The 21,056-nt window shown below is 69.8% G+C and carries 23 protein-coding genes; 10 read left to right on the forward strand and 13 right to left on the reverse strand.

The annotated features are described in order from the left end of the window. Positions 1 to 59 precede the first annotated feature (59 nt). Genes hisA through hisB form a run of 4 tightly spaced genes read right to left on the reverse strand, consistent with a single transcriptional unit; the run spans position 60 to position 2,549 of the window. On the reverse strand, positions 60 to 824 hold the full coding sequence (gene hisA / locus ACUN0C_RS12040) for a 1-(5-phosphoribosyl)-5-[(5-phosphoribosylamino)methylideneamino]imidazole-4-carboxamide isomerase (protein WP_445466614.1): 765 nt from the start codon (positions 822 to 824) through the stop codon (positions 60 to 62). Further along, positions 821 to 1,468, reverse strand: a complete 648-nt coding sequence (hisH, locus tag ACUN0C_RS12045) for an imidazole glycerol phosphate synthase subunit HisH (RefSeq protein ID WP_445466615.1) — start codon at positions 1,466 to 1,468, stop codon at positions 821 to 823. The genes hisA and hisH overlap by 4 nt, the downstream gene beginning before the upstream one ends. Beyond that, a complete protein-coding gene (locus tag ACUN0C_RS12050; protein WP_445466616.1) occupies positions 1,465 to 1,935 on the reverse strand; it encodes a DUF2628 domain-containing protein in 471 nt (156 codons plus the stop codon). The genes hisH and ACUN0C_RS12050 overlap by 4 nt, the downstream gene beginning before the upstream one ends. 8 nt (positions 1,936 to 1,943) lie before the next feature. Further along, positions 1,944 to 2,549 carry an imidazoleglycerol-phosphate dehydratase HisB gene (gene hisB, locus ACUN0C_RS12055; RefSeq protein WP_445466617.1) on the reverse strand — a complete coding sequence of 202 codons (606 nt, stop codon included), beginning with the start codon at positions 2,547 to 2,549 and terminating at the stop codon, positions 1,944 to 1,946. Positions 2,550 to 2,755: 206 nt separating this feature from the next. Between hisB and ACUN0C_RS12060 the strand changes: the two genes are divergently transcribed. The 6 genes from ACUN0C_RS12060 to ACUN0C_RS12085 all read left to right on the forward strand — a co-directional run bounded on the left by ACUN0C_RS12060 (position 2,756) and on the right by ACUN0C_RS12085 (position 8,347). Next, on the forward strand, positions 2,756 to 3,676 hold the full coding sequence (locus ACUN0C_RS12060) for an amidohydrolase family protein (protein WP_445466618.1): 921 nt from the start codon (positions 2,756 to 2,758) through the stop codon (positions 3,674 to 3,676). A 63-nt stretch (positions 3,677 to 3,739) separates the two neighbouring features. Next, the gene (locus tag ACUN0C_RS12065; protein ID WP_445466619.1) at positions 3,740 to 4,702 is read left to right on the forward strand and encodes a Bug family tripartite tricarboxylate transporter substrate binding protein; all 963 of its coding nucleotides are present in this window, start codon (positions 3,740 to 3,742) and stop codon (positions 4,700 to 4,702) included. Between the two features lie 4 nt (positions 4,703 to 4,706). Next, positions 4,707 to 5,396 carry an HpcH/HpaI aldolase family protein gene (locus ACUN0C_RS12070; protein WP_445466620.1) on the forward strand — a complete coding sequence of 230 codons (690 nt, stop codon included), beginning with the start codon at positions 4,707 to 4,709 and terminating at the stop codon, positions 5,394 to 5,396. A gap of 43 nt (positions 5,397 to 5,439) precedes the next feature. Continuing rightward, positions 5,440 to 5,907 (forward strand): tripartite tricarboxylate transporter TctB family protein, encoded by a 468-nt coding sequence (locus tag ACUN0C_RS12075; RefSeq protein ID WP_445466621.1) that lies wholly within the window; start codon positions 5,440 to 5,442, stop codon positions 5,905 to 5,907. Further along, entirely contained in the window at positions 5,907 to 7,430 is a 1,524-nt protein-coding gene (locus ACUN0C_RS12080) for a tripartite tricarboxylate transporter permease (RefSeq protein ID WP_445466622.1), read from the forward strand. Before ACUN0C_RS12075 ends, ACUN0C_RS12080 begins: the two co-directional genes overlap by 1 nt. A 263-nt stretch (positions 7,431 to 7,693) precedes the next feature. Then, the gene (locus ACUN0C_RS12085; protein WP_445466623.1) at positions 7,694 to 8,347 is read left to right on the forward strand and encodes a GntR family transcriptional regulator; all 654 of its coding nucleotides are present in this window, start codon (positions 7,694 to 7,696) and stop codon (positions 8,345 to 8,347) included. A gap of 11 nt (positions 8,348 to 8,358) precedes the next feature. Here the strand turns inward: ACUN0C_RS12085 and ACUN0C_RS12090 are convergent, their stop codons facing one another. From ACUN0C_RS12090 to ACUN0C_RS12110, 5 genes are all read right to left on the reverse strand, one after another. Beyond that, on the reverse strand, positions 8,359 to 9,030 hold the full coding sequence (locus ACUN0C_RS12090) for an ABC transporter ATP-binding protein (protein WP_445466624.1): 672 nt from the start codon (positions 9,028 to 9,030) through the stop codon (positions 8,359 to 8,361). Continuing rightward, the gene (locus tag ACUN0C_RS12095; RefSeq protein ID WP_445466625.1) at positions 9,030 to 9,776 is read right to left on the reverse strand and encodes an ABC transporter ATP-binding protein; all 747 of its coding nucleotides are present in this window, start codon (positions 9,774 to 9,776) and stop codon (positions 9,030 to 9,032) included. Before ACUN0C_RS12095 ends, ACUN0C_RS12090 begins: the two co-directional genes overlap by 1 nt. After that, positions 9,773 to 10,708, reverse strand: coding sequence for a branched-chain amino acid ABC transporter permease (locus tag ACUN0C_RS12100; protein ID WP_445466626.1), 936 nt, complete (start codon positions 10,706 to 10,708; stop codon positions 9,773 to 9,775). Before ACUN0C_RS12100 ends, ACUN0C_RS12095 begins: the two co-directional genes overlap by 4 nt. Before the next feature lie 3 nt (positions 10,709 to 10,711). Beyond that, on the reverse strand, positions 10,712 to 11,611 hold the full coding sequence (locus tag ACUN0C_RS12105; RefSeq protein WP_445466627.1) for a branched-chain amino acid ABC transporter permease: 900 nt from the start codon (positions 11,609 to 11,611) through the stop codon (positions 10,712 to 10,714). A gap of 69 nt (positions 11,612 to 11,680) precedes the next feature. Then, a complete protein-coding gene (locus ACUN0C_RS12110; RefSeq protein ID WP_445466628.1) occupies positions 11,681 to 12,976 on the reverse strand; it encodes an ABC transporter substrate-binding protein in 1,296 nt (431 codons plus the stop codon). A gap of 194 nt (positions 12,977 to 13,170) precedes the next feature. Between ACUN0C_RS12110 and ACUN0C_RS12115 the strand changes: the two genes are divergently transcribed. Beyond that, positions 13,171 to 13,857: a DUF2848 domain-containing protein gene (locus tag ACUN0C_RS12115; RefSeq protein ID WP_445466629.1), complete on the forward strand. Its 687-nt coding sequence runs from the start codon at positions 13,171 to 13,173 to the stop codon at positions 13,855 to 13,857. Between the two features lie 58 nt (positions 13,858 to 13,915). On the opposite strand, the gene ACUN0C_RS12120 is transcribed toward ACUN0C_RS12115, so the two are convergent. From ACUN0C_RS12120 to ACUN0C_RS12135, 4 genes are read right to left on the reverse strand one after another with little or no spacing between them, the layout of a single operon-like run. Beyond that, on the reverse strand, positions 13,916 to 15,265 hold the full coding sequence (locus tag ACUN0C_RS12120; RefSeq protein WP_445466630.1) for an amidase: 1,350 nt from the start codon (positions 15,263 to 15,265) through the stop codon (positions 13,916 to 13,918). 10 nt (positions 15,266 to 15,275) lie between these two features. Next, positions 15,276 to 15,656, reverse strand: coding sequence for a cupin domain-containing protein (locus ACUN0C_RS12125; protein WP_445466631.1), 381 nt, complete (start codon positions 15,654 to 15,656; stop codon positions 15,276 to 15,278). 10 nt (positions 15,657 to 15,666) lie between these two features. Continuing rightward, the gene (locus ACUN0C_RS12130; RefSeq protein WP_445466632.1) at positions 15,667 to 17,145 is read right to left on the reverse strand and encodes a 4-hydroxyphenylacetate 3-hydroxylase family protein; all 1,479 of its coding nucleotides are present in this window, start codon (positions 17,143 to 17,145) and stop codon (positions 15,667 to 15,669) included. Positions 17,146 to 17,176: 31 nt separating this feature from the next. Continuing rightward, positions 17,177 to 17,701 (reverse strand): flavin reductase family protein, encoded by a 525-nt coding sequence (locus ACUN0C_RS12135; protein ID WP_445466633.1) that lies wholly within the window; start codon positions 17,699 to 17,701, stop codon positions 17,177 to 17,179. 116 nt (positions 17,702 to 17,817) lie between these two features. On the opposite strand from ACUN0C_RS12135, the gene ACUN0C_RS12140 reads away from it, so the two are divergent. The 3 genes from ACUN0C_RS12140 to ACUN0C_RS12150 all read left to right on the forward strand — a co-directional run bounded on the left by ACUN0C_RS12140 (position 17,818) and on the right by ACUN0C_RS12150 (position 20,964). Continuing rightward, positions 17,818 to 18,384, forward strand: a complete 567-nt coding sequence (locus tag ACUN0C_RS12140) for a MarR family winged helix-turn-helix transcriptional regulator (protein WP_445466634.1) — start codon at positions 17,818 to 17,820, stop codon at positions 18,382 to 18,384. 154 nt (positions 18,385 to 18,538) lie between these two features. Continuing rightward, positions 18,539 to 19,933 carry a UbiD family decarboxylase gene (locus ACUN0C_RS12145; RefSeq protein WP_445466635.1) on the forward strand — a complete coding sequence of 465 codons (1,395 nt, stop codon included), beginning with the start codon at positions 18,539 to 18,541 and terminating at the stop codon, positions 19,931 to 19,933. A 68-nt stretch (positions 19,934 to 20,001) separates the two neighbouring features. After that, positions 20,002 to 20,964, forward strand: coding sequence for a Bug family tripartite tricarboxylate transporter substrate binding protein (locus tag ACUN0C_RS12150; protein WP_445466636.1), 963 nt, complete (start codon positions 20,002 to 20,004; stop codon positions 20,962 to 20,964). The last annotated feature ends 92 nt before the right edge of the window (positions 20,965 to 21,056 follow it).

Below are 21,056 nucleotides of genomic sequence, written 5' to 3' on the forward strand. Positions count from 1 at the left end.
TATGGAGAAATGCTGAACGAAGTGTTGCGTCGGCCCCAAGGCTCGGGGAGGCGCCAGGATCAGCGCGGGGCCGGGCGGGCCGGCTCCCCTGCCGCCGCGGCGAGGACGGCGAGCGCCTCGGCCGGGTCGATGCGCCCGTCATAGAGCGCCCGGCCGGAGATGGCGCCGGCGAGGCGCGCGGCGTCCGGCCGCGTCATGCGCCGGACGTCGTCCATCGAGGCGAGCCCGCCGGAGGCGATGACCGGGATCGAGACGCTTTCGGCGAGCGCAATCGTCGCCTCCCAGTTGATGCCGGCGAGGACGCCGTCCCGGTCGATGTCGGTGTAGATGATGGCGGCGACGCCGGCGCCCTCGAAGCGGCGCGCGAGCTCGCCCGCGTCGAGCTCGGACGTCTCCGCCCAGCCCTCCACCGCGACCTTGCCGCCGCGCGCGTCGATGCCGACGGCGATCCGGCCGGGCCAGCGCCGCGCGGCCGACCTGACGAGCTCCGGGTCGCGCACGGCGATCGTGCCGAGGATCACGCGCGCGATGCCCTTGCCGAGCCAGGCCTCGACCTGCGCCTCGCTGCGGATGCCGCCGCCGAGCTGCACCTGCATGCCGCCGCCGAGGCGGGCGAGGATCGCGTCGACCGCGGCGCCGTTCCGGCTCTCGCCCGCGAACGCGCCGTCGAGGTCGACGACGTGCAGCCACGGAAAGCCCGTCGCCCGGAACGCCTCGGCCTGCGCCGCCGGATCGGCATTGTAGACCGTCGCGTCCGCCATCTCGCCCTTCCTGAGGCGGACGCAGACGCCGTCCTTGAGGTCGATCGCCGGGAAGAGGATCACGGCGCCCAGCGCAGGAAGTTGCCGATCAGCGCCAGCCCGAGATGCTGGCTCTTCTCGGGATGGAACTGCGTCCCGGCGATGTTGTCGCGCGCCACGATCGCGGTGATCGGCCCGCCGTAATCCGCCGTCGCCACCACGTGCCCCGCATCCGTCGGGACGACGTGGTAGGAATGCACGAAATAGGCGTCGAGGCCGTCCGCGCCGGTCGGGATGCCGGCGAGGATCGGGTGCTCGCGCCGGACGTCCAGGCTGTTCCAGCCCATGTGCGGGATCTTGAGCGCGGGATCGTCCGGGGTGATCTCGACCACGTCGCCGGGGATCCAGCCGAGCCCCTCGACGACCTCCTTCTCCAGGCCGCGCGAGGCCATCAGCTGGCAGCCGACGCAGATCCCGAAGAACGGCCGGCCGCGGCCGATCACGGCTTCCTCGAGGGCATCGACCATGCCCGGCACCGCGTCGAGGCCGCGGCGGCAGTCGGCGAACGCGCCGACGCCCGGCAGCACGATGCGGTCGGCCCGCCGGACGCTCTCGGCATCGGCCGTGACCGCGACGTCGATCCCGCCGATCTCGCCTGCCGCACGCTCGAACGCCTTGGCGGCGGAGTGCAGGTTGCCGGAGCCGTAATCGATGATCGCGACCTTCATGCCCCCGCCCTCGGGAAGAGGCCCATCACCTCGTCGCCCTCGCCGCGGGCCGGCGCGTAGGCCGGCCAGGTCCGGGCTGAAGCCTGCTGCGCGGGCGCCCGCCGGGCCTCGCGCGCATGGTCCTTGAAGTAGCGCATGTCGGCCTCGTCGAGCGTCCGCCCGAACGTGCCGCCGATCTCGGTCCATCCGCGGCGCGCGAGCGACCAGCGCCGGATGTTGTTCGCCTCCAGCCCGAGGAGCACGGCGCCGAGAAGGGCAACCACGCCCATCGGCGCTTGCGGGAAGGCCGTGCCGAGCCCGTAGAGCGCCGCCGCATAGACGAGATAGAGCACGAAGGCGATCCACAGCCGGTGCCAGAGCATCCAGATCGCCGGGAAGAACAGCGCGGGCCAGCAGAAGCCCTCCTTCACGAGGCGGATGCGCTCGGGGTCGCCGTCGGGCGGCGCATGCACGGTGTAGGCGGCCATGAGGTGTCCTAGCCCGCGAGCGTGCCCTTGGTCGAGGGGATCTCGCCCGCCGTGCGCGGGTCGATCGCCAGCGCCGTCCGGAGCACGCGGGCCACGGCCTTGAAGCAGGTCTCGGCGACGTGATGCGCGTTCTCGCCGTAATGGTTCGTGACGTGCAGCGTCAGCCCGGCGTTCTGGGCGAAGGCCTGGAAGAACTCGCGCACGAGCTCCGTGTCGAACGCGCCGATCTTCGGCCGGGCGAACGTCACCCGCCAGACCAGGAAGGGCCGGCCGGAGACGTCCACCGCGGCGCGCGTCAGCGTCTCGTCCATGGCGAGGTCGAGCGAGGCGTAGCGCGCGATGCCCTTGCGGTCGCCGAGCGCCCGCGACAGCGCCTGGCCGAGCGCGATGCCGACGTCTTCCACCGTGTGGTGCTGGTCGATGTGGAGGTCGCCCTCGGCGCGGACCGTGACGTCGATCAGCGAATGGCGCGCGAGCTGCTCCAGCATGTGGTCGAAGAAGCCGACGCCGGTCGAGACGTCGTAGCGCCCGGTCCCGTCGAGATCGACGGAGACGGCGACCTTCGTCTCGTTCGTGGTCCTGGTGATCTCAGCCGTCCGGGCCATGCCGCGCATCCTTCGGGAACGCCGCGGTTCTAGCGGCGGCGGGGGGAAGCGACAAGGGCGTGCCTGCGACGCGGGAAGCGGGCTGCCGCGAAGGGCGCGGGAGCCGATCCCGTTTTGCTGGCGAAACATTGTTGACATTCGGGATTTGGTCGCATGAGGTTCGACCCACGCGAAGGACGGCGAGAACCGCCGCATTTGACCGGGTGGGAGGCGACATGACGGACGGGATACCTGCGGGGGCGGGCGGCGCGGCGATGGATCCCGAGCGGCCGCTCTCCGAGCCGTTCGACCCCAAGCCGCGCAGGCCGAAGGTGGACGTGCCGGCGGGCGCCTGCGACTGCCACGCCCACGTCTTCGGCCCCGGCAACGCCTATCCCTTCATCCCGCACGGCCTCTACACCCCTGCCGACGCCCTTCCCGCCGACTTCCTCGGCCTGCTCGACGCGCTCGGGCTCGCGCGCGGCGTGCTGGTCCAGCCGAGCATCTACGCGCAGGACAACCGGGCGATGCTCGACGCGCTCGCCCCGAACCTCGACCGGCTGCGCGGCATCGCCGTCCTGCCCTTCGACGTCGGCGCCGCGGAGGTCGAGCGCCTGCACGGCCTGGGGATCCGCGGCGTGCGCTGCAACATCGTCGACCTCAGGTTCGACAAGGGCGTGCTGCCGCTCGACGGGCTGAAGGCGCTCGCCGCGACCATCCGGCCGTTCGGCTGGCACGTCGAGTTCCTGATGCACGTCAACGAGTTCCCGGACCTCGACCGGCAGCTCGCCGACTTCCCGACGGAGGTCTGCTTCGGCCATCTCGGCTACGTGAAGACGGAGCACGGGGCGGACACGGAGGGGTTCCGGGCGATGCTGCGGCTCCTGCGCGACGGCAAGGCGTGGGTGAAGCTCACCGCGCCCTATCGGCTCACGTTGAGCGCCATGCCCTATGCGGACGTCGACGAGACCGCCCGCATCCTGGTCGAAGCGGCGCCCGACCGCCTGCTCTGGGGCAGCGACTGGCCGCACACCTACATCAAGACCGCCATGCCGAACGACGGCGACCTGTTCGACCTCTTCGTCGACCGGGTCCCCGATGCCGGCCTGCGCAAGCGCATCCTCGTGGACAATCCCGAGCGATTGTACGGGTTCTGAGGCCCGGAGGCCTCCAAGCGGCCCGCGTCCGCGCGGGCGAACGACACAAGGTGGGAGGAAAACATGAAGCGACTTGGACTTGCCGCGCTCGCGCTGGGACTGGCGACTTTCCCCGCGGCCGCGCAGAACTTCCCGACCGGGCCGGTGCACATCATCGTGCCGTTTGCGGCCGGCGGGAACGTGGATGTCACCGCGCGGGCGATAGCCCCGGCGCTCGGCGAGATCCTCGGGCAGCCCGTCATCGTCGAGAACCGGACCGGCGCCGGCGGCATGATCGGCGCCGAGTCCGTGATGAGCGCGGCGCCCGACGGCCACACCCTCATGATGGGCTCGAACAGCACCCTCAGCGTCGGGCCGAACCTTTTCGCCAACTGGCCCTACGATCCGGTCGAGGGCATCACGCCGATCACCAACATCCAGTTCGTGCCCTTCGCGCTCGTCGTCCGCGCCGACAGCCCGTTCCAGTCGGTCGCCGAGGTCCTCGAGAAGGCGCGCGCGGAGCCTGGTGACGTGACGATGGCGCATGCCGGGACCGGGACGGCGAACCACCTCGTCTCCGAGCTCTTCCAGATGCTGACCGAGACCGAGTTCCTGCTCGTGCCCTACCAGGGCGGCGCCCCGGCGATGACGGATCTCCTCGGCGGTCAGGTCGAGCTCTATTTCGACCAGGCGAGCACGACGGCGCCGCAGGTGGCGGCCGGCCGCGCCCGGGCGCTCGCCGTCACCTCGCGCGAGCCCTGGCCGTCGCTCCCCGGCGTGGCGACCTTCGCGTCGGAGGGCGTGGAGAACTTCGAGCTGATGAACGTGACCGGCCTGGTCGGGCCGGCGGGCATCCCGGACGACGTCGTGGAGACGCTGCGCGCCGGCGTCGCGAAGGCGCTCGAGAACCCGGACGTGAAGGCCCGCTTCGAGCAGCTCGGCGTGCAGGTCGTCGGCAGCAGCCCCGACGAGTTCATGGCCTTCATCAAGGAGGATCTCGCGCGCTGGGGCGACGTGATCGAGAAGGCCGGCATCGAGGTGAAGTGACCCCATGGCGACCGTCGCCGATTTGAAGCGCCGTCTCGCCGCGGGCGAGACGGTCGTCTCGGTCAATCCCGAAGGCGCGAACCCGGACCTCGTACCCGCGCTCGCGCGCCTCGGCGCCGACCTCCTCTTCGTCGATTGCGAGCGGACCGGCATCGGGCTCGACAAGGCGGGCGACCTGCTGGTCGCCGCCCGCGCCGCCGGGTTGCCGACCGTCGTCCGGAGCTGGTCGGCCGATCCAGCCGTGCTCGTCCAGTTCCTCGACCGCAAGGCCGGCGGGCTGGTGGTGCCGCATGTCGAGACGGCGGCTGATGCGGCCGCCGTCGTGGAGACCGTCCGGTTCGCCTGCGGCGACGGCGCGGCGGAGCGCCTCGTCATCGTCCAGATCGAATCGCGCGCCGGCGTCGTTGCCATCGACGACATCGCGAAGGTCGAGGGGATCGACGTCTTCCTGATCGGTCCGAACGACCTCGGCTATTCGCTGACCGGGCGGCGCGGTGCGCGCACGCCCGAGGTCGCCGACGCGATCGACCATGTCTGCAAAAGGCTCGCCGCGGCAGGCTGCCGGTACGGCATGCCCGCGCCGGTGGCCGAGCTCGACACCTTCCGCCGCCGCGGGGCGACCTTCGCGTACTATTCGGTGAACTGGATCCTGGAGCACGGCTTCGCGGAGATGAACCGGGCCTTCGGCCGGTGATGGCCGCAGGCGGGCGCCTCTCGGGCCGGCGGGGGCTGCCGGCATGACGGGCGAGGGCAAGGGCCGCGATTTGAGGGAGATCGCCGGAGGCGCCATTGCCGCCGCGGTCGGGCTCGCCTTTCTGCTCGCGTCGCTGCGCTACGGGATCGGGACGCTGCGCAGCATGCGCGCCGGCATGTTTCCGCTCGGCGCCTCGGCCGCGCTCCTGGCGATCGGCCTTGCGATCGTCCTTGACGGCTTGCGCCGGCCGCCCCCCGAAGGACCGGCGGAGAGCGTGTCCTGGCGCGCGCTCCTCGCCGTCGCGGGGGGAATTGCAGCCTTCGCGCTCCTCGTGCGCCCGTTCGGGTTCGTGCCCGCGGTCGCCGCGGCCGTCGTCCTGTCCGCGCTCGGCGACCCGGAGAGCCGGCCGGTCGCGATCGTCGCGCTCGCCGGCTTCCTGTGCCTCTGCGTCTGGCTCGTCTTCTCGGTCGGTCTGGGGATGCCGCTGCCCGCATTCGGAGGCGGCCGCTGATGGAGCTCTTCACGATCGGCTTCGTGACGGCGCTCTCGGCGCAGAATCTGCTCTACTGCTTCCTCGGCGTCTTCCTCGGCACGTTCATCGGCGTGCTGCCGGGCGTGGGGTCGCTGGCGGCCGTGGCGCTCCTCCTGCCGGTGACCTTCTACCTGGAGCCGACCACCGCGCTGGTCATGCTTGCCGGCGTCTATTACGGCGCGGAGTACGGCGGCTCGACCGCCTCCATCCTGCTCAACCTGCCGGGCACGCCGTCGAGCGCCGTGACCTGCATCGACGGATATCAGCTCACCAAGCAGGGCCGCGCCGGCGTCGCGCTGTTCGTGACGACGGTCGCCTCCTTCCTCGGCGGCAGCGTCGGCATCCTGCTCCTCATCTTCTTCGCGCCGGCGATCGTCAGCTTCGCGCTGTCCTTCGGGCCGGCGGAGTATTTCGCCGCCATGCTCTTCGGTTTGATCGGGGCGGCGACGATCTCGCAGGGCTCGCCGCTCAAGGGCCTCGCCATGGTCGCCTTCGGCGTGCTCGTCGGCTCGATCGGGACCGACAGCCACAGCGGGGTCCAGCGCTTCACCCTCGGCTATCTGCAGCTCTTCGAAGGCGTCAGCCTCGTCGTGCTCGCCATGGGGCTTTTCGGCGTCTCGGAGATCATTGCCTCCGTCAGGGGCCAGCAGGCGGGCCGCTTCGCCCAGAAGATCAGGCTGCGCGACATGCTTCCCGGCCGCGCCGATCTCCGGCGCTCCTTCTTTCCGGCCGTGCGCGGGACGGCGGTCGGCAGCCTGCTCGGCGCGCTGCCCGGCGCCGGCCCGTCGATCGCGGCGTTCCTCAGCTATGCGCTGGAGAAGCGCGTGTCGCGCGAGCCGGAGCGCTTCGGCAAGGGTGCGCTGGAAGGGGTGGCCTCGCCGGAGGCGGCGAACAACGCCGCCGTGCAGACGGCCTTCATCCCGACGCTTTCGCTCGGCATCCCGGGCAGCGCCACGATGGCGATCATGCTCGGCGCGCTGATGATCCACGGCATCACGCCGGGGCCCCAGCTGATGACCGAGCACCCGCAGCTCTTCTGGGGCCTGGTCGCCAGCTTCTGGATCGGCAACCTGCTGCTGCTCGTCCTGAACATCCCGCTGATCGGGATCTGGGTCCGCCTGCTGACGATCCCCTACCGGCTGCTCTATCCCGGGATCATCGTGCTGATCTGCATGGGCGTCTACAGCCTGCGCAGCAATCCCTTCGACATCTGGATGGTGCTGCTCTTCGGCCTGATCGGCTACGGCATGCGCCTCCTGCGCTTCGAGCCGGCGCCGCTCCTCATCGGCTTCGTGCTCGGCCCGATGATCGAGGACAATTTCCGCCGCGCCATGATCCTTGCCCGCGGCGATTTCCTGCGGCTCTTCGAGCGGCCGATCGCCGGTACGCTGCTGGCGCTCGTGATCCTGCTGCTCCTCTGGATGCTGGTCTCGGCGCTGAGGACCAGGCGGCGCACGTCCGGCGCGCCCGCTTTGCCGATCGACTCCACGTCGGGCCCCTGAGGCGCCGATCCGGCCAGCCGGCCAGCCGGGGGCGGCCGCCCCGTCCCCTTCGGATGCACCTCTTCCTCGCCCAACAGTTTCCACGGAACCGGCGGCCGTGAAGCCGACAGGGTTCAACGCACCGTCCGCGTGTGCTATACTGAGAAACTAGTGATGTTTCACTGAGGCGTGGTGATGCGATGGCTGTGAGCGGCGGGCAGGGCGGAGGCGTGGAGGCTGCTCCGCATGTCGCCCGCGATTCGGCGGGAATCGTCCCCGGCGGGATGCCCGATCACACGGCCGGCCGCAAGCCGTCGCTGCAATCGGCCGCCTACGAGGCGATCAAGGACCGGATCGTCACCTGCCGCTACAGGCCGGGCGAGTATCTCAACGAGCAGCAGATCAGCGACGAGCTCGGCTTCGGGCGCACGCCGGTGCATCAGGCGATCAACAGGCTGAGCCTGGAAGGGCTGGTCGAGATCATCCCGCGCAAGGGCGTGATCGTGAAGCCGCTCAGCCTGGACGACATCCTCGACGTCGCCGACGTGCGGCAGGTGAACGAGATCCACTGCGCCCAGCTCGCCGCCAACCGGCTCGCGGCCGATGCCGCCGCCGAGTTCGACGCCATCCTCGCCGAATCGCGCGAGGCCTGCGAGGAGCGCGACGTCGAGCGGCTCATGCACCTCGACCGCCGCTTTCACGGCCTGATCGCGCACACCGCCGGCAACGCGGTGCTCACGGACGTCCTGCGCAACCTGCACGACCGCTCGCTGCGGCACTGGTTCCTGTCGCTGACCGACCCCGATCACGACCGTCGCGTCATCGAGGAGCACGAGCGCATCCTCGACGCGATCCGCTCGGCCGACAAGGAGAGGATCGCGCAGGCGGTCGCCGATCACATCGGCTCGTTCCGCAAGAACCTCCTCGCACGGTTATGATGCGTCGACGGTCAGTGCGCCGGCGTGTGCGCCGCGACGATCTCGCCGCGCTCGATTCCCGCCGTCTCGTCCGTCAGCCGGTCCAGCAGATGCGGCGATGATTCCGTAATGAGCAGAGCGAGATCCGGCATGACGCGCCGGATCCGCCCGATCGCCTCGGCGTAGTTGAGCGCCAGCGCCGGCGCGAGCCCCTGGAACGGTTCGTCCAGCAAAACCAACCGCTTACCGACCATCAGGGCGCGCCCGAGCGCGACCATCTTGCCCTGCCCGCCGGAGAGATGGCCGCCCGCCCGGCTCCGCATCGCCTTCAGCTCCGGAAGCAGTTCGTAGACCTCCTCGAGCCGCGCCTTCCTGTCCCGCGCGGCGAGGCCGAGGGCGAGCGCCGGCAGCGCCAAATTGTCCTCCACCGAAAAGCTCGGAATGAGCCGCCTGTCCTCCGGCGCGTAGCCGATGCCGAGCGCCGCCCGGCGGTGGCCCGGAACGCTCCCGAGATCCTGGCCGTCATGCTGGATGGTGCCGCCGGCGAGCGGCACGAGGCCCATGATGGCGCGCAGCGTCGTCGTCTTGCCGGCACCGTTCCGCCCGACGAGCACGGTGGTGCGGCCGGAGCGGACCGCGAGATCGATGCCGCGGAGCACGAGGACGCCGCCGAGCCGCGCCTCCACCGATCGCAATTCCAGCATCAGGCCATCCCCACCACGCGCCGGAGCACGCGCTCGTCGCCCAGAACCTTGTCCGGCGCACCCGAAGCGAGCACCTTGCCGCTGTCCCAGACGAGGACCCGCCCGGCATAGAGCCGCACGATCTCCATGTCGTGCTCGACGAAGAGGGCGGTGACGGCCTGCTCCTTCAGGACCCGCATGAGCGTCTTCATGATATCGAACTTCTCCTGCGCGCTGACGCCGCTGGTCGGCTCGTCCATCAGCAGGAGGCGCGGCTTGAGCGCCAGCGCGAGCGCGATGTCGGCGAGCTTGCGCATGCCTTCGGGAAGCACCGAGACGGGCTGCTCCGCGACGGTGTCGAGGCCGACCAGCTCGAGCAGTTCGTGCGCTTCGGCGCGGTAGGCCGGACGGTCGAGCGGGCGCAGCATCTGCCAGATGCCGTGGCGCGCGGCGAGCGCGAGCATCACGTTCTCGAGCAGCGAGTGGCTGGCGAAGAGCTGCGGGATCTGGAAGGCGCGCGCGATGCCGCGCTTGGTGATGGCGCGCGGCGACAGGCCGGTGATGTCGCGCCCCTCGAAGGAGACGGTTCCGGTGACCGGCTTCACGTAGCCGGTGCAGAGGTTGAGGAAGGTGGTCTTGCCGGCGCCGTTCGGGCCGATGATGGCCATGAACTCGCCGGGCTCGATCGAGAGGTCGACGCCGTCGGCGGCGGCGATGCCGCCGAAGGCGACGCGCAGGTTCTCGACCTTCAGGATCGGCCCGCTCACTTGCGTCCTCCCCGCCCGAACAGCCGCGCGCCGAGGCCGTAGAGGCCCTCCGGCAGGAAGAAGATGACGAGGAGCAGCGCGACGCCGACGACGAGGTTCCAGCTCTCGGCGGCGTAGCCCGACGCAAAGGTCCGCAGGATCTCCAGGAACACCGAGCCGATGAACGGGCCGGCGACGCCGCCTATCCCGCCGAGGACGGCGACGAGGACGAAATGGCCGGATTCCGTCCAGTAGGCCATCTCCGGCACGACATGGCCGATGGCGATACCCGCGAGAGCGCCGCCGAGCCCCGCCAGCATCGCCGACACGACGTAGGCGGCGAGCAGGACGCCCCAGACGGAGACGCCGAGATATTCGAGCCTGACCTCGTTCGTATGGACCGCGGTCAGCGCCTCGCCCATCGGGCTCCTCAGATAGAGGTCGACGAGCACGCCGGCGACGACGAACAGGCCGAGCACGACGTAGAGGAAGGTCGTGTTGAAGGTGCCGCGGTCGAGCGCGGACCCGAAGAGCGTGGGCGTCGCCACCCGGAGCCCGTCCGAGCCTCCGGTCAGGCCGTAGAGCTTCGACAGCAGCGAGAACACCACCATCGATACGGCAAGGTTCAGCATGGCGAAGAAGATCGCCCGGTAACGCACCATGAAGGCGCCGACGATCGCGCCTGCGACCCCCGAAAGGACAACGGACGCGGCGATGAGAAGCGCGAGGTCGCGCACGCCGAGGTCGCGCATCATGAAGGCGACCACGTAGGCGCCGACGGCATAGAACAGCGCATGGCCGATCGAGATCAGGCCGGCCCGCAGCAGGATCGCCACCCCCAGCGCCGCGAAGCCGGCGGCGAGCGCGACGATGAAGACGAAGCGCAGCCAGGGCACCGCGAACGGCGCGAGGGCGAGCGTTGCGGCAACCAGGACGAGGACGAGGAGGCGCATGCGTCAGATCCGGCGCACGCTGACGGAGCCGAACAGCCCATAGGGCCGCACCAGGAGCACGGCCAGCATGACGAGGTAGGGGACGACCGCTTCGAGCTGCGGCGCGAAGTAGATGGCGAGCACGCGGGCGACGCCGACGATGATCGCGGCGAGCGCCGCGCCCTCGATCTGCCCGAGCCCGCCGATCGCCGCGACCGCGAAACCGAGGACGATCGCCTCCGGCCCCGTGCCCGGCGCCACCCCGATCGTGGGGGAGGCGAGCGCGCCGCCGAGCGCGGCCAGGAAGACGCCGAGCGTGAAGGCGGCGACGTAGACACGCCGCGTGTCGATGCCGAGCGCCTGCGAGACCTCTGGATCGGCGACGACGGCCACCATGAACCGGCCGAACCGGCTGTAGGACATGAGGAGCCGGAGCGCGATCACGACCAGCACGGCCAGGCCGATCAGGACGAGCTGGTAGTTGAGGTAGATGATGCCCGCGATCTCCGACGTCCCGAAGAGCTGGACCGGCGTGTCCTGGTAGAGCGACTGGACCCCGAAGACGAGCTTCTGCAGGTCCTCGAAGATGAGGAAGAGGGCGAAGGTCACGAGGATCTGGAGCGCCTCGGGCTTGCCGTAGGTCCAGCGCAGGAAGCCGCGCTCCACGAGCGGGCCGAGGATCGCCGCCACGAGCGCGGCGCTCACCACCAGCGCCGGCAGCGTCAGCCACGGGCTGAGGCCGGCCGACACGATCCACAGCGACAGCGACACGGCCGCATAGGCGCCGATGGCGTAGAAGCTGCCATGGGCCACGTTGAGGATCCGCAGCACGCTGAAGACGAGGCTGAGGCCGACCGCGACGAAGAAGATCAGCGCGGCGTTGGCGAGGCCGTCGACGAGAAGCGGCATCATCGCCTGGAACATCGCAGGCTCCGGTCGGGTGTTCGAAGGTTGCGAGTGCCGCGGCGCAGGGCGCGCCGCGGCGGGCGGCGGTCAGTTCGCGGCGGCGGGCTTCGGGAGCTTCGCCAGGAAGCTGTCGTCGAGCGTGCCGATCCAGGCCATCGGATCCTCCCCGGCGGGCGGGGTGACGAGGTCGGCCGGGTAGCGCACCATCTCGGCGATCACCGGGAAGGGATATTCGTCGCCCTTGGCGGTGACGCCGACGATCTGGTCGACGAGCCCGTCATTGTCCTCGCGAATGGTGATCGAGCCGGTGAGCGTGTCGATGGACAGCCCCTCGAACGCGGCGGCGAGCTCCTCGGCGTTCGGCCAGCCGCCGCCCTTCGCCTCGATCGCCTTCTCGTAAGCGGCCTTCAGCGTGAGGATCGTGTTCGCCATCTTGAAGGACGGGAACACAGGATAGGCCCCGAACTTCTCGCGATAGTCGGCGACGAACTTGACCGCCGCCTCGTTGCCGGAGGCTTTGGGCGACTGCCACCAGCCGTCGCCGAGCACGCCGACGATGACGCCGTCGGGCAGCGACCCGCCGACGCTCTGCAGCACCGCCTCGCCGAGCGCGAGCACGGCCTGGCTGTTGCTGAAGAGGCCGCGCGGAGCTGCCTGGCGCACGAAATTCTCGAGATCCGCCCCCCAGAGATTGGAGAAGACCACGTCCGGCCGCGCGGCGGCGATGCGGGAGATCTCGGTGTTGTAGTTCGAGGCGCCGAGCTTCGGGAAAAGCTCCACCACCACCTCGACATCGGGCTTGAAGGTCTTCAGCGCGGCCGTGAAGATCTGCGCCGCGTCGTGGCCGAACGCGTAGTCCGGGTTGATGATGGCGACCGTCTTCAGGTCCGGCTTCTTCTGGAGCAGATAGAGCGCGTAGGCGATGAATTCCGGGATCGTGCTGGAATTCGCGCGGTAGACGTACTGGTACTCGTCCTTGAGGAAGAGCTGGTGGGTGTCGCAGTTCCACGCGAGCGTCGGCATCTTCAGCTGCTCGGCGATGGGCGCGAGCGCGAGGCAGTTGCCGCTGGAGAGCGCCGCGATCATCGCGGAGACCTCGCCGCTGCCCGCCAGCCGGCGGAACTCGGAGACGACCGCGTCGGTGCCCTGACCCTCGTCGACATAGATCGGCCTGACCGGGACGCCGCCGATGCCCCCGGCCGAGTTGATGTCGTTGAAGACGATCTCCGCCGCATTGCGGCCCGGCATGCCGTAGGCCGCCGGCGGTCCCGACATGAAGGTGAAGACGCCGACGCCGAGCGCGGCCGGCTTGTCCTGGGACCATGCCGGTGCGGCCAGGGCGGCGAACGCCAGCGCCGGGATCAAAATCCTCCAAGGCTTCATCGAATCCCTCCGTTTTCCCACCACCCGGCCGTCCGTGCCGGGCCCCGTTCCGCCATGTCAGCACGAGTTCGCGGAAAAGGAAAGTCTTGTGATATTTCACGCGTACACTAATACCTCGACCGAGGCCGGGGCCGCCGGATCGCACCGTCTGCGGGACGAAACGGCCCTGGAGAACACAGCCGAGGAGGGAGGCAATGCCCAGGATCCGGGTATCGATCGTCAGCCGCGCCGGGACCGAAGAGGCGGAGATCGCCGTCGAGAACCTGGTCGTCGCCGGCTGGACCGGACGCGACAAGGCGGCGATGGAGAAGCACATAAGGGAACTCGAGGAGCTCGGGGTGAAGCGGCCTGCGCGCACGCCGATCTACTATCGGGTCGCCGCCGACCGCCTGACGCAGGCCGAGACCATCCAGGTCTGCGGCGGCGACACGAGCGGCGAGGTCGAGTTCGTGCTCGCAATCCATCAGGGCCGGATGCTCGTCGGCATCGGCTCCGACCACACCGACCGCAAGCTCGAGACGGTCAGCGTCACCCTCTCCAAGCAGGTCTGCGAGAAGCCGATCGGCCGGACGTTCTGGCCCGTGGACGAGGTCCTCGGCCATTGGGACGACCTCGTCCTGCGGGCCTGGATCGGCACGGCCGGCAAGCGGGATCTCTACCAGGAGGGCCGGCTCTCCGGCATGCTCCCCGTCGCCGAGCTGCTCGCCGGCCACGACGGCGGGACCGCGTTTGCCGACGGCACGGCCATGCTCGGCGGGACGTTCGCGGCAATCGGCGGCATCCGGCCAGCCGACCGGTTCGAGGGCGAGCTGGAGGATCCGGTGCTCGGCCGCAGGATCGCGTTCGGCTACGACGTCGTCACCCTCCCGGTGCACGGCTGAGCGGACACGGGAGCTCCGGCACCTGTTCGGCGCGCCTCGCCGGCGCGCCGAATGCAGGTCAAACGCGCGGCGAGACCACGGCCTCGACGGCGGCGGCGTCGGCGAGCAGCGCCCGGTCAACGCCCGGGCGGCCGACCAGCATCAGGCCAGTCGGCGCCGTGCCGGCCTCGTGCATCGGCACCGAGATCGCGCAGGCGTCGATCATGTTGGCGACGGTGGGATTGCGCAGCACCGAGAGATTGATCGCCGTGAAGGCGTCGTCGTCCTCGAGCTCGGCGAGCGTCGGCGCGACGATCGGGACCGTCGGCAGGACGAGCGCGTCGTAGCCGGCGAACCCGGCGAGCACTTCGGCGCGGAAGCGTCGCCGCGCAGCCAGGAGATCGATGTAGTCGGCGGCATTCTGGTTCGCGCCGCGCCGGATCCTGACAAGGACGCGCGGGTCGTAGTCCGCCGCCCTTTCCTCGATGAAGCCGCGGTGGGCGGCATAGGCTTCGGCCGCGGGGAAGCCGCCCCTGGCGTTGATCTCCAGCATGTCGGAGAGCACGCCGAGCTCCAGCTCCTCGACGGTGGCACCGGCTCGCGCGAGCCGGCCGAGCGCCCGGTCGAGATCGTCGGAGACTTTCTGGTCCATGCCCTGGAGCACGAGCGTCTGGGGCACCGCCAGCCGAAGGCCCGCGACACTCGCACGGGGGAAGACGTCCGTCTCGTCGCCGGCCATGATCGCGTCCAGCGCGGCCGTGCAGGCGACGCTGCGGGCAAGCGGGCCGACCGAATCGAGCGACGGGGAGAGCGGGAACGCGCCGTCGAGCGGAATGCGCGCGGCGGTCGGCTTGAAGCCGACGATGCCCGTCAGCGCGGCGGGTATCCGGCACGAACCGCCGGTGTCGGTCCCGATCGTGGCATGCGCCATGCCGTCGGTGACGGAAACCGCGCCGCCGGAGGTGGAGCCACCCGGGATGCGCCCGACATCGCGGTCCCACGGGTTCCGAGGCGTGCCGTGATGCGGGTTGAGCCCGAGCCCGGAGAAGGCGAACTCGGTCATGTTCGTGCGCCCCACCACGACGAAGCCGGCGCGGCGGAGGCGCGCGATGGCCGGCGCGTCGGCGGCCGCCGGCTCGGCTTCCGCGAAGATCGTCGATCCCGCCGGCGTCGGCTCGCCCTTCAAGTCGAAGAGGTCCTTCACCGAGATCGGAATGCCGGCATAAGGCGACGGCGCGAGCCCCGCCGCGCGCAGCGTGTCCATCGCGGCGGCGGCGGCGAGCGCCGCCTCCCGGTCGGTACGGGTGAAGGCGCGCGCGCCTTCGCCCTCGGCGTCCTCGATCCGTTGGAAGCACGCATCGACGAGCGCGCGGCTGGTGGTGCGGCCGGCGTCGAGCGCGGCCGCGAGTTCGGCAAGGGTCGGCTGCATGGCGGTCCGATCAGACCGGGTCGTAATAGTGCAGCTCGAAGAGCACGCAGCCCGTCTCCGACTTGAACGGCCCGTGATAGGCGCCGGGGGGCCGGCACGCATAGGTGTTCGGCTGGAAGGCGGCGCCGCCCTCGCCCTTCTCGTCGTTGCCGACGGTGAGGTCGCCGGAGATCAGGTAGACCTCCTCCCAGTATTCGTGGACGAACGGCTTGGTCGTATAGACGCCCGGCTTGAAGCGGAGCAGCCGGCTGCGCGTGCCACGCTTGTTCGTCTCGTCGAGCGCGCCGGAGAGAATCTTCTGCTCGATGCCCTGGGGATAGCCCGGCGGGACCTCCCAGCCGTTCTCCATGTCGATCGCGTAGAACTCGTCGTGCTTCTTGTTGACTGCCATTCCGCTCCCCTCACTCGGCCGCCTGGGCCGGCTCGATCTCGTCTTCCAGGCTGTAGCCGTTCAACATCCCGTCGACGAGCTTCGCCGAACGGTCCCAATCGTAGGTGCGGAAGGAATGGCCCTTCGTGACGAAGGTCGCTCCCGCATAGAACATCTCGTACTGGGTGTGGCGCGAGGCGAACTCGGAGCCGACCGCGTCCCAGGCGAGCTTGTAGAACTTCACGCGCTCCAGCGAATTCGCCGCCGGGGACTGCTGCGTCTTGCCGATCAGCTCCGCGAGCTCCGGGTTGGCGAAGTCCTCGACCGAGGAGGGCAGCATGATCATGCCGCCGCCGGCGAGCTCGCGCAGCGTCGTGACGATCTTCGGGTAGAGCTGCTGCGTCAGCGTCTGCGCCGAATAGAGCGTGTGCCGGTCCGGAATGAAATACGGGCCGCGCTGCGTGCCCTTCGCCTCCATCGCGGCGACGAGCGCGTCTACCATGCCGCCCTCCGCGGCGAGCTGGCCGAGCATCTCGCGCACCTGCGGGAAGGCGACGATGCCGTTGATGTCGGCGATCCTCCGGGCGAGACCGAGCAGGAAGCGGAGCTTCACGGAGAGCCGGATCATCGCCTGGTAGTTCTGGTAGACGTGCGCCGGCGTCGCGTGGAACTGCTTCTGGCACATGTCGAGATTGTCGACGATGAAGACGCGTTCCCACGGCACCTTCACGTCGTCGAAGAAGAGTACCGCGTCGTTCTCGTCGAAGCGGCTCGACAGCGGGTTGTCGAAGACCGACTGCGCCTGCTCCTCGTAGGACTTGCGGGACAGGACCTTCAGCCCCTTGGCGTTCATCGGGATCGCTAAGGAGATCGCGTAGCGCTCGTCGCCGGGCTGGAGCGGCTGGATGGAGGTAACGAAGACCTCGTCCGCCATGACGCCGCCGGTGGCGAGCATCTTGGCGCCGCGCACCGTGATGCCTTCCGCGTCGCGGTCGACCACGCCGGCCGTCAGGAACTCGTCCTTCTGCTGGCTCGCGCTCTTGGAGCGGTCCGCCTGCGGGTTGATGATAACGTAGGTGAGGTAGAGATCGTTGTCGCGGGCGTAGCGGTAATAATCGGCGAGCGCCTGCGCCCGCTTCGGATCGTACGCCTCGAACACCTCGACGCCCATGTACATGCCGGCGATGCAGGAGGCGACGTGGTCGGGCGCGCGGCCCATGAAGCCGGCATGGAGCCCGGTCCACGCCTCGAGGGCCCCGCGGCGGCTGACCAGCTCCTGGTACGATCCCGGCAGCTCCCAGATGCGGTTGGCGCGCTCGCCGCCGTCCTTCGGCTGGAACGTCATCAGGTCCCGGTTCTCCGCCGCGGAGGCGAAGTCGAACAGGCGTCCGACCGAGGCGACGGCGTTGCGATAGGCCGGATGCGTGGTGACGTCGTCCACCCGCTTGCCGTGCAGATAGACCGCGCGGCCGTCGCGCAGGCCTTCGATGTGCTCCTTGCCGGTCTTCATCTCGTCATCTCCGGTTCCCCTTTCCTCGGGGTCAGTAGTGCATGGGCAGCGGCCATTCGGGCGGACGCTCGTCGCCGCTCTTCAGGCTGTGATACTTGCCGCGGAAGAACACGAGCGGCTCCGCGTCGGGGTTGAAGGCGAAGCGCAGCACGCGGCCGACCACGATGACGTGGTCGCCGCCGTCATGCTGCCCGTAAGGCGCACATTCGAAATGCGCGATCGCGCCGTGAAGGAGCGGCGCCTGGGCGTGCCCGAGGCTGTGCTCGACGTTCGACCACTTGTCGGAGAGCGCCCTGGCGAAGCGGTTCGAAAGCTCTTCCTGGCCGCGGCTGAGAATGTTGACGGCGTAGCCCTTCGCCTCGAGCAGCGCCTTCAGGCTGTTCGCCCGCCGGTCAACGCTGAAGAGGATCAGCGGCGGCTCGAGCGAGACGGAATTGAACGAGCTCATCGTCAGGCCGATCAGCCCGCCCGCGGCGTCCTGCGCCGTGATCACCGCCACGCCGGTCGCGAACTGGCCGAGGGCGGTGCGAAGCTCTTTCTGATCGCCGACGGTCATTGGCGCAGCCGGATCCGTTCTGCCTTGTCTGAAAGTACCTTTGTGATAAAGCTATCTTGCAGGGGCGTCAACGGGGGGTGCGCGGCCGCGGTCCGGCCGGTGCGCCAAAGGAGGGCGTGCTGGCGAACGCGAAGGGAGCGGCAGAGCGGGTGGATGTGGCGCTGGAACCTACGGTTTCTGCGCCCAATCTCCTCGTCGCGGGATCCGACGAGACCTTCCGCGCCTTCGTGCACGAGATGCTCGCCTTCGCGGCGCGGCTCGAGGAGGTGCGCAACCGCTTCGGCCGCCTGATCGGCCTCACCGGCGCGCAGTATACGATCCTCATCTCCATTGCGCATCTGCAGGGCGTTCAAGGTGTCGGCATCAATGCGGTCGCGCGGCACCTCCGCCTCAGCGGGGCATTCGTGACGATCGAGGTGAACCGCCTCGTGACGGATGGCCTGGTGACGAAGGCGGTGAACCCGTCGGACCGCCGGCGCGTGCTGCTCCGGCTGACGGAGAAGGGGCGGGCGCGGCTCGCCCGGCTCAGCCCGACCCAGGTCCGGGCGAACGACCTCATCTTCGGATCGCTCGGGCGCAGCGACTTCCTCGTCCTGCAGCGCAAGATCGGCGAGCTCGTCGAAGGCGGCGATGCGGCGCTTGGCCTCCTCGAGGGCCTGGAGACGCAGCCCGAGCGGGGCTGAAAGCTCGATCGCGCGCAGCAGCATCTCAGACTCCGGTTGACCGGCGAAAACGCGTCCCGCTATGATGCCTGTGAAATATCACACTGCTTGACCGGCGGGAAGGCCGGGACGAGCGCGTCACGCGAGGCTTTGATCGCCGATGCAGAACTCGGGAGTGCTCGACACCCGTTTCCGCTCCGCCCTGCGGCGGATGGCCGAGGCCGGCCGGATCGAGACCTGCGGCCGGACCGTCGATCCCCATCTCGAAGTCGCGTCGCTGATGAAGGTCAAGGACGGCGGGCCGGCGGTCCTCTTTCCCCAGGTCGCCGGCTTCGACATGCCGGTGATCGGCAACGTCCTCGGCGCGCGGGAGAACTGCGAGGCCGCCTTCGGAATCGACTACCGCGGCATCCGCTCGTTCGTCGCGCGGGCCCTCGGCGGGCCGATCCCGCCGCAGGCCGTGCGGACGGCCCCGGCCCAGGAGGTCGTCCACACGAGCGGCTTCGACCTTCGCACCATGCTGCCGGCGCTCCACCACGCGCCGTCGGACGGAGGCCGGTTCATCACCGCGAGCGTGATCATCGCGCGGGATCCCGAAACGGGCGTCTACAACGCGTCCTACCACCGCCTGCAGCTCCACGGCCCCGACCGCACCGGCATCAAGCTCGATTTCGGCCGCCACCTTCGCATCGCCTATGAGCGCGCGGTGGCGCGGGGCGAGGACCTGCCCGTCGTCGTCTGCATCGGCACGGATCTGGCGCTGCAGTATACGGCGGCGACCATGGGGTCCCAGATGCCTGAGAACGCGGACGAGCTCGCCGTCGCCGGCGGGCTCGCCGGCCGGGCACTCCCGGTGGTGCCGGCGGTCACACAGGACCTGATGGTGCCCGCGGAGACGGAGATCGTGCTCGAGGGCCGCATCCTTGCCCGGGACGCCGCCATGGAGGGGCCGTTCGGGGAGTTCGTCGGCTTCGCGGCACCGGCGGCGGACGCCCCGGTGCTGCAGGTGACGGCCGTCACCCATCGCAAGAAGCCGATCTACCACGCCATCAACGGCTATGGCCGCGAGACCGTGATGCTGCGGAAGTACGTGCTCGAGGCGAGCCTGCTGAAGGTGCTCGGCCCGGCCGTTCCGATCGTCGTCGACGCGGAAATGACGGCCGGCGGCCTGCACCGCTTCCACGCCGTCATCCAGGTCCGGAAACAGGGCGCCCACCACGAGGGCCTGCAGCGCAACGCGATCCTCGCCGCCTTCGGGGCACTCAAGGACCTCGATCTCGTCATTGTCGTCGACGAGGACATCGACATCCGCGACCCGCTCGACGTGGAATACGCGCTCGCCACGCGCATGGAAGCCTCGCGCGACCTGATCGTGGTGCCGGAGGCGCGCGGCCACGAATATGTGCGCGCGAGCCGCAACGGCATCCGGGCCAAGCTCGGCATCGACGCGACCGTGCCGTTCGAGGAGAAGGAACGCTTTTCTCGCGTCGCCTTCGCGCCGGTCGAGGTCGATGCGGCGGAGTTCACCACGAACCGCGACACGGCCGAGCACGGGCTCGGCCTCATCTGAGGACGAACGGGCCCGGCGCCGGGGAGGGGCGCCCGGTCCGTGATCTGCATCTGCAAGGGGAGAACGAGATGAATATCATGCTGAAGATCGGCGCATCGGCGGCCGCCGTGCTCCTGGCGGGCGCGGCCCATGCGCAGGACAACTGGCCGACCAAGCCGATCACCTTCATCGTGCCGTACGCGCCCGGCGGCTACACCGATTCCGTCGGCCGGATCACGGCGAAATACGTGGAAGCCAAGCTCGGCCAGCCCGTCGTGGTCGAGAACCGCGGCGGCGCCGGCGGCATCGTCGGGACGGAGCTCGTGGCGAGCGCGAAGCCGGACGGCTACACCTTCTGCGTCTGCAGCTCGGGCGCCGTCTCGATCGCGCCGGTCGCGCAGAAGGTGAGCTACGACCCGGTCGAGAGCTTCGTCCCGGTCAGCATCGTGAGCACGACCCCGCAGGTGGTCATCGCGCACCCGTCAGTGCCGGCCAACGACATGGCCGAGCTCGTCGAGTACGGGAAGGCCCATCGCGGCGAGCTGAACTACGGCTCGAGCGGCATCGGCGGCCTGATGCACTATTCGGTCGAGCTGTTCGAATCGAAGACCGGCGCCGATTTCACGCACGTGCCGTTCCAGGGCGGCGCGCCGGCGACGGCGGCGGTCGTCTCCGGCGAGGTTCATCTCTCCTTCACCAACATGTCCGACGCGATCCCGCAGATCGAGGCCGGCACGGTGAAGGGCCTGGCGGTGACCTCGGCGGAGCGCAGCGAGTACCTCCCCGACCTGCCGTCCGCGTCCGAGGTGGCCCCGGGCTTCGAGGCGATCTCGTGGAACGGGATCATGGCGCCCGCCGGGACGCCGGAGCCGATCGTCGGCCGGATGGCCGGCATCCTCGCCGAGATGGCCGCCGATCCGGCCGTCAAGGAGAGCATGGCCAAGATCGGCGCCACCCTCGTCTCGACCACGCCGCAGGAATACCGGGACCGCATCGCGGCCGAGGTCGAGCAGTGGACCGAGGTCCTGAAGCAGATCGAGGCGAGCAAGTAATCGTCCGCTTCGGGCCGGCGACACTGCGCCGGCCCGCCCGTTTCCCGCCAGCCCGAAGCCAATGCCGCGCGGCGGCAGATCCGAACCTTTGC

Source organism: Faunimonas sp. B44 (genome assembly GCF_052655945.1).

Excerpts from the sequence above, each read along its gene's own strand:
- ACUN0C_RS12085 (WP_445466623.1), top strand. The coding sequence starts at position 7,694 with ATGCCCGATCACACGGCCGGCCGCAAGCCGTCGCTGCAATCGGCCGCC.
- ACUN0C_RS12050 (WP_445466616.1), bottom strand. The coding sequence starts at position 1,935 with ATGGCCGCCTACACCGTGCATGCGCCGCCCGACGGCGACCCCGAGCGC.
- ACUN0C_RS12070 (WP_445466620.1), top strand. The coding sequence starts at position 4,707 with ATGGCGACCGTCGCCGATTTGAAGCGCCGTCTCGCCGCGGGCGAGACG.
- hisH (WP_445466615.1), bottom strand. The coding sequence starts at position 1,468 with ATGAAGGTCGCGATCATCGATTACGGCTCCGGCAACCTGCACTCCGCC.
- ACUN0C_RS12100 (WP_445466626.1), bottom strand. The coding sequence starts at position 10,708 with ATGCGCCTCCTCGTCCTCGTCCTGGTTGCCGCAACGCTCGCCCTCGCG.
- ACUN0C_RS12075 (WP_445466621.1), top strand. The coding sequence starts at position 5,440 with ATGACGGGCGAGGGCAAGGGCCGCGATTTGAGGGAGATCGCCGGAGGC.
- ACUN0C_RS12090 (WP_445466624.1), bottom strand. The coding sequence starts at position 9,030 with ATGCTGGAATTGCGATCGGTGGAGGCGCGGCTCGGCGGCGTCCTCGTG.
- ACUN0C_RS12135 (WP_445466633.1), bottom strand. The coding sequence starts at position 17,701 with ATGACCGTCGGCGATCAGAAAGAGCTTCGCACCGCCCTCGGCCAGTTC.
- ACUN0C_RS12150 (WP_445466636.1), top strand. The coding sequence starts at position 20,002 with ATGAATATCATGCTGAAGATCGGCGCATCGGCGGCCGCCGTGCTCCTG.
- ACUN0C_RS12120 (WP_445466630.1), bottom strand. The coding sequence starts at position 15,265 with ATGCAGCCGACCCTTGCCGAACTCGCGGCCGCGCTCGACGCCGGCCGC.
- ACUN0C_RS12065 (WP_445466619.1), top strand. The coding sequence starts at position 3,740 with ATGAAGCGACTTGGACTTGCCGCGCTCGCGCTGGGACTGGCGACTTTC.
- ACUN0C_RS12125 (WP_445466631.1), bottom strand. The coding sequence starts at position 15,656 with ATGGCAGTCAACAAGAAGCACGACGAGTTCTACGCGATCGACATGGAG.
- ACUN0C_RS12110 (WP_445466628.1), bottom strand. The coding sequence starts at position 12,976 with ATGAAGCCTTGGAGGATTTTGATCCCGGCGCTGGCGTTCGCCGCCCTG.
- ACUN0C_RS12115 (WP_445466629.1), top strand. The coding sequence starts at position 13,171 with ATGCCCAGGATCCGGGTATCGATCGTCAGCCGCGCCGGGACCGAAGAG.
- ACUN0C_RS12060 (WP_445466618.1), top strand. The coding sequence starts at position 2,756 with ATGACGGACGGGATACCTGCGGGGGCGGGCGGCGCGGCGATGGATCCC.
- ACUN0C_RS12105 (WP_445466627.1), bottom strand. The coding sequence starts at position 11,611 with ATGTTCCAGGCGATGATGCCGCTTCTCGTCGACGGCCTCGCCAACGCC.
- ACUN0C_RS12130 (WP_445466632.1), bottom strand. The coding sequence starts at position 17,145 with ATGAAGACCGGCAAGGAGCACATCGAAGGCCTGCGCGACGGCCGCGCG.
- hisB (WP_445466617.1), bottom strand. The coding sequence starts at position 2,549 with ATGCGCGGCATGGCCCGGACGGCTGAGATCACCAGGACCACGAACGAG.
- ACUN0C_RS12080 (WP_445466622.1), top strand. The coding sequence starts at position 5,907 with ATGGAGCTCTTCACGATCGGCTTCGTGACGGCGCTCTCGGCGCAGAAT.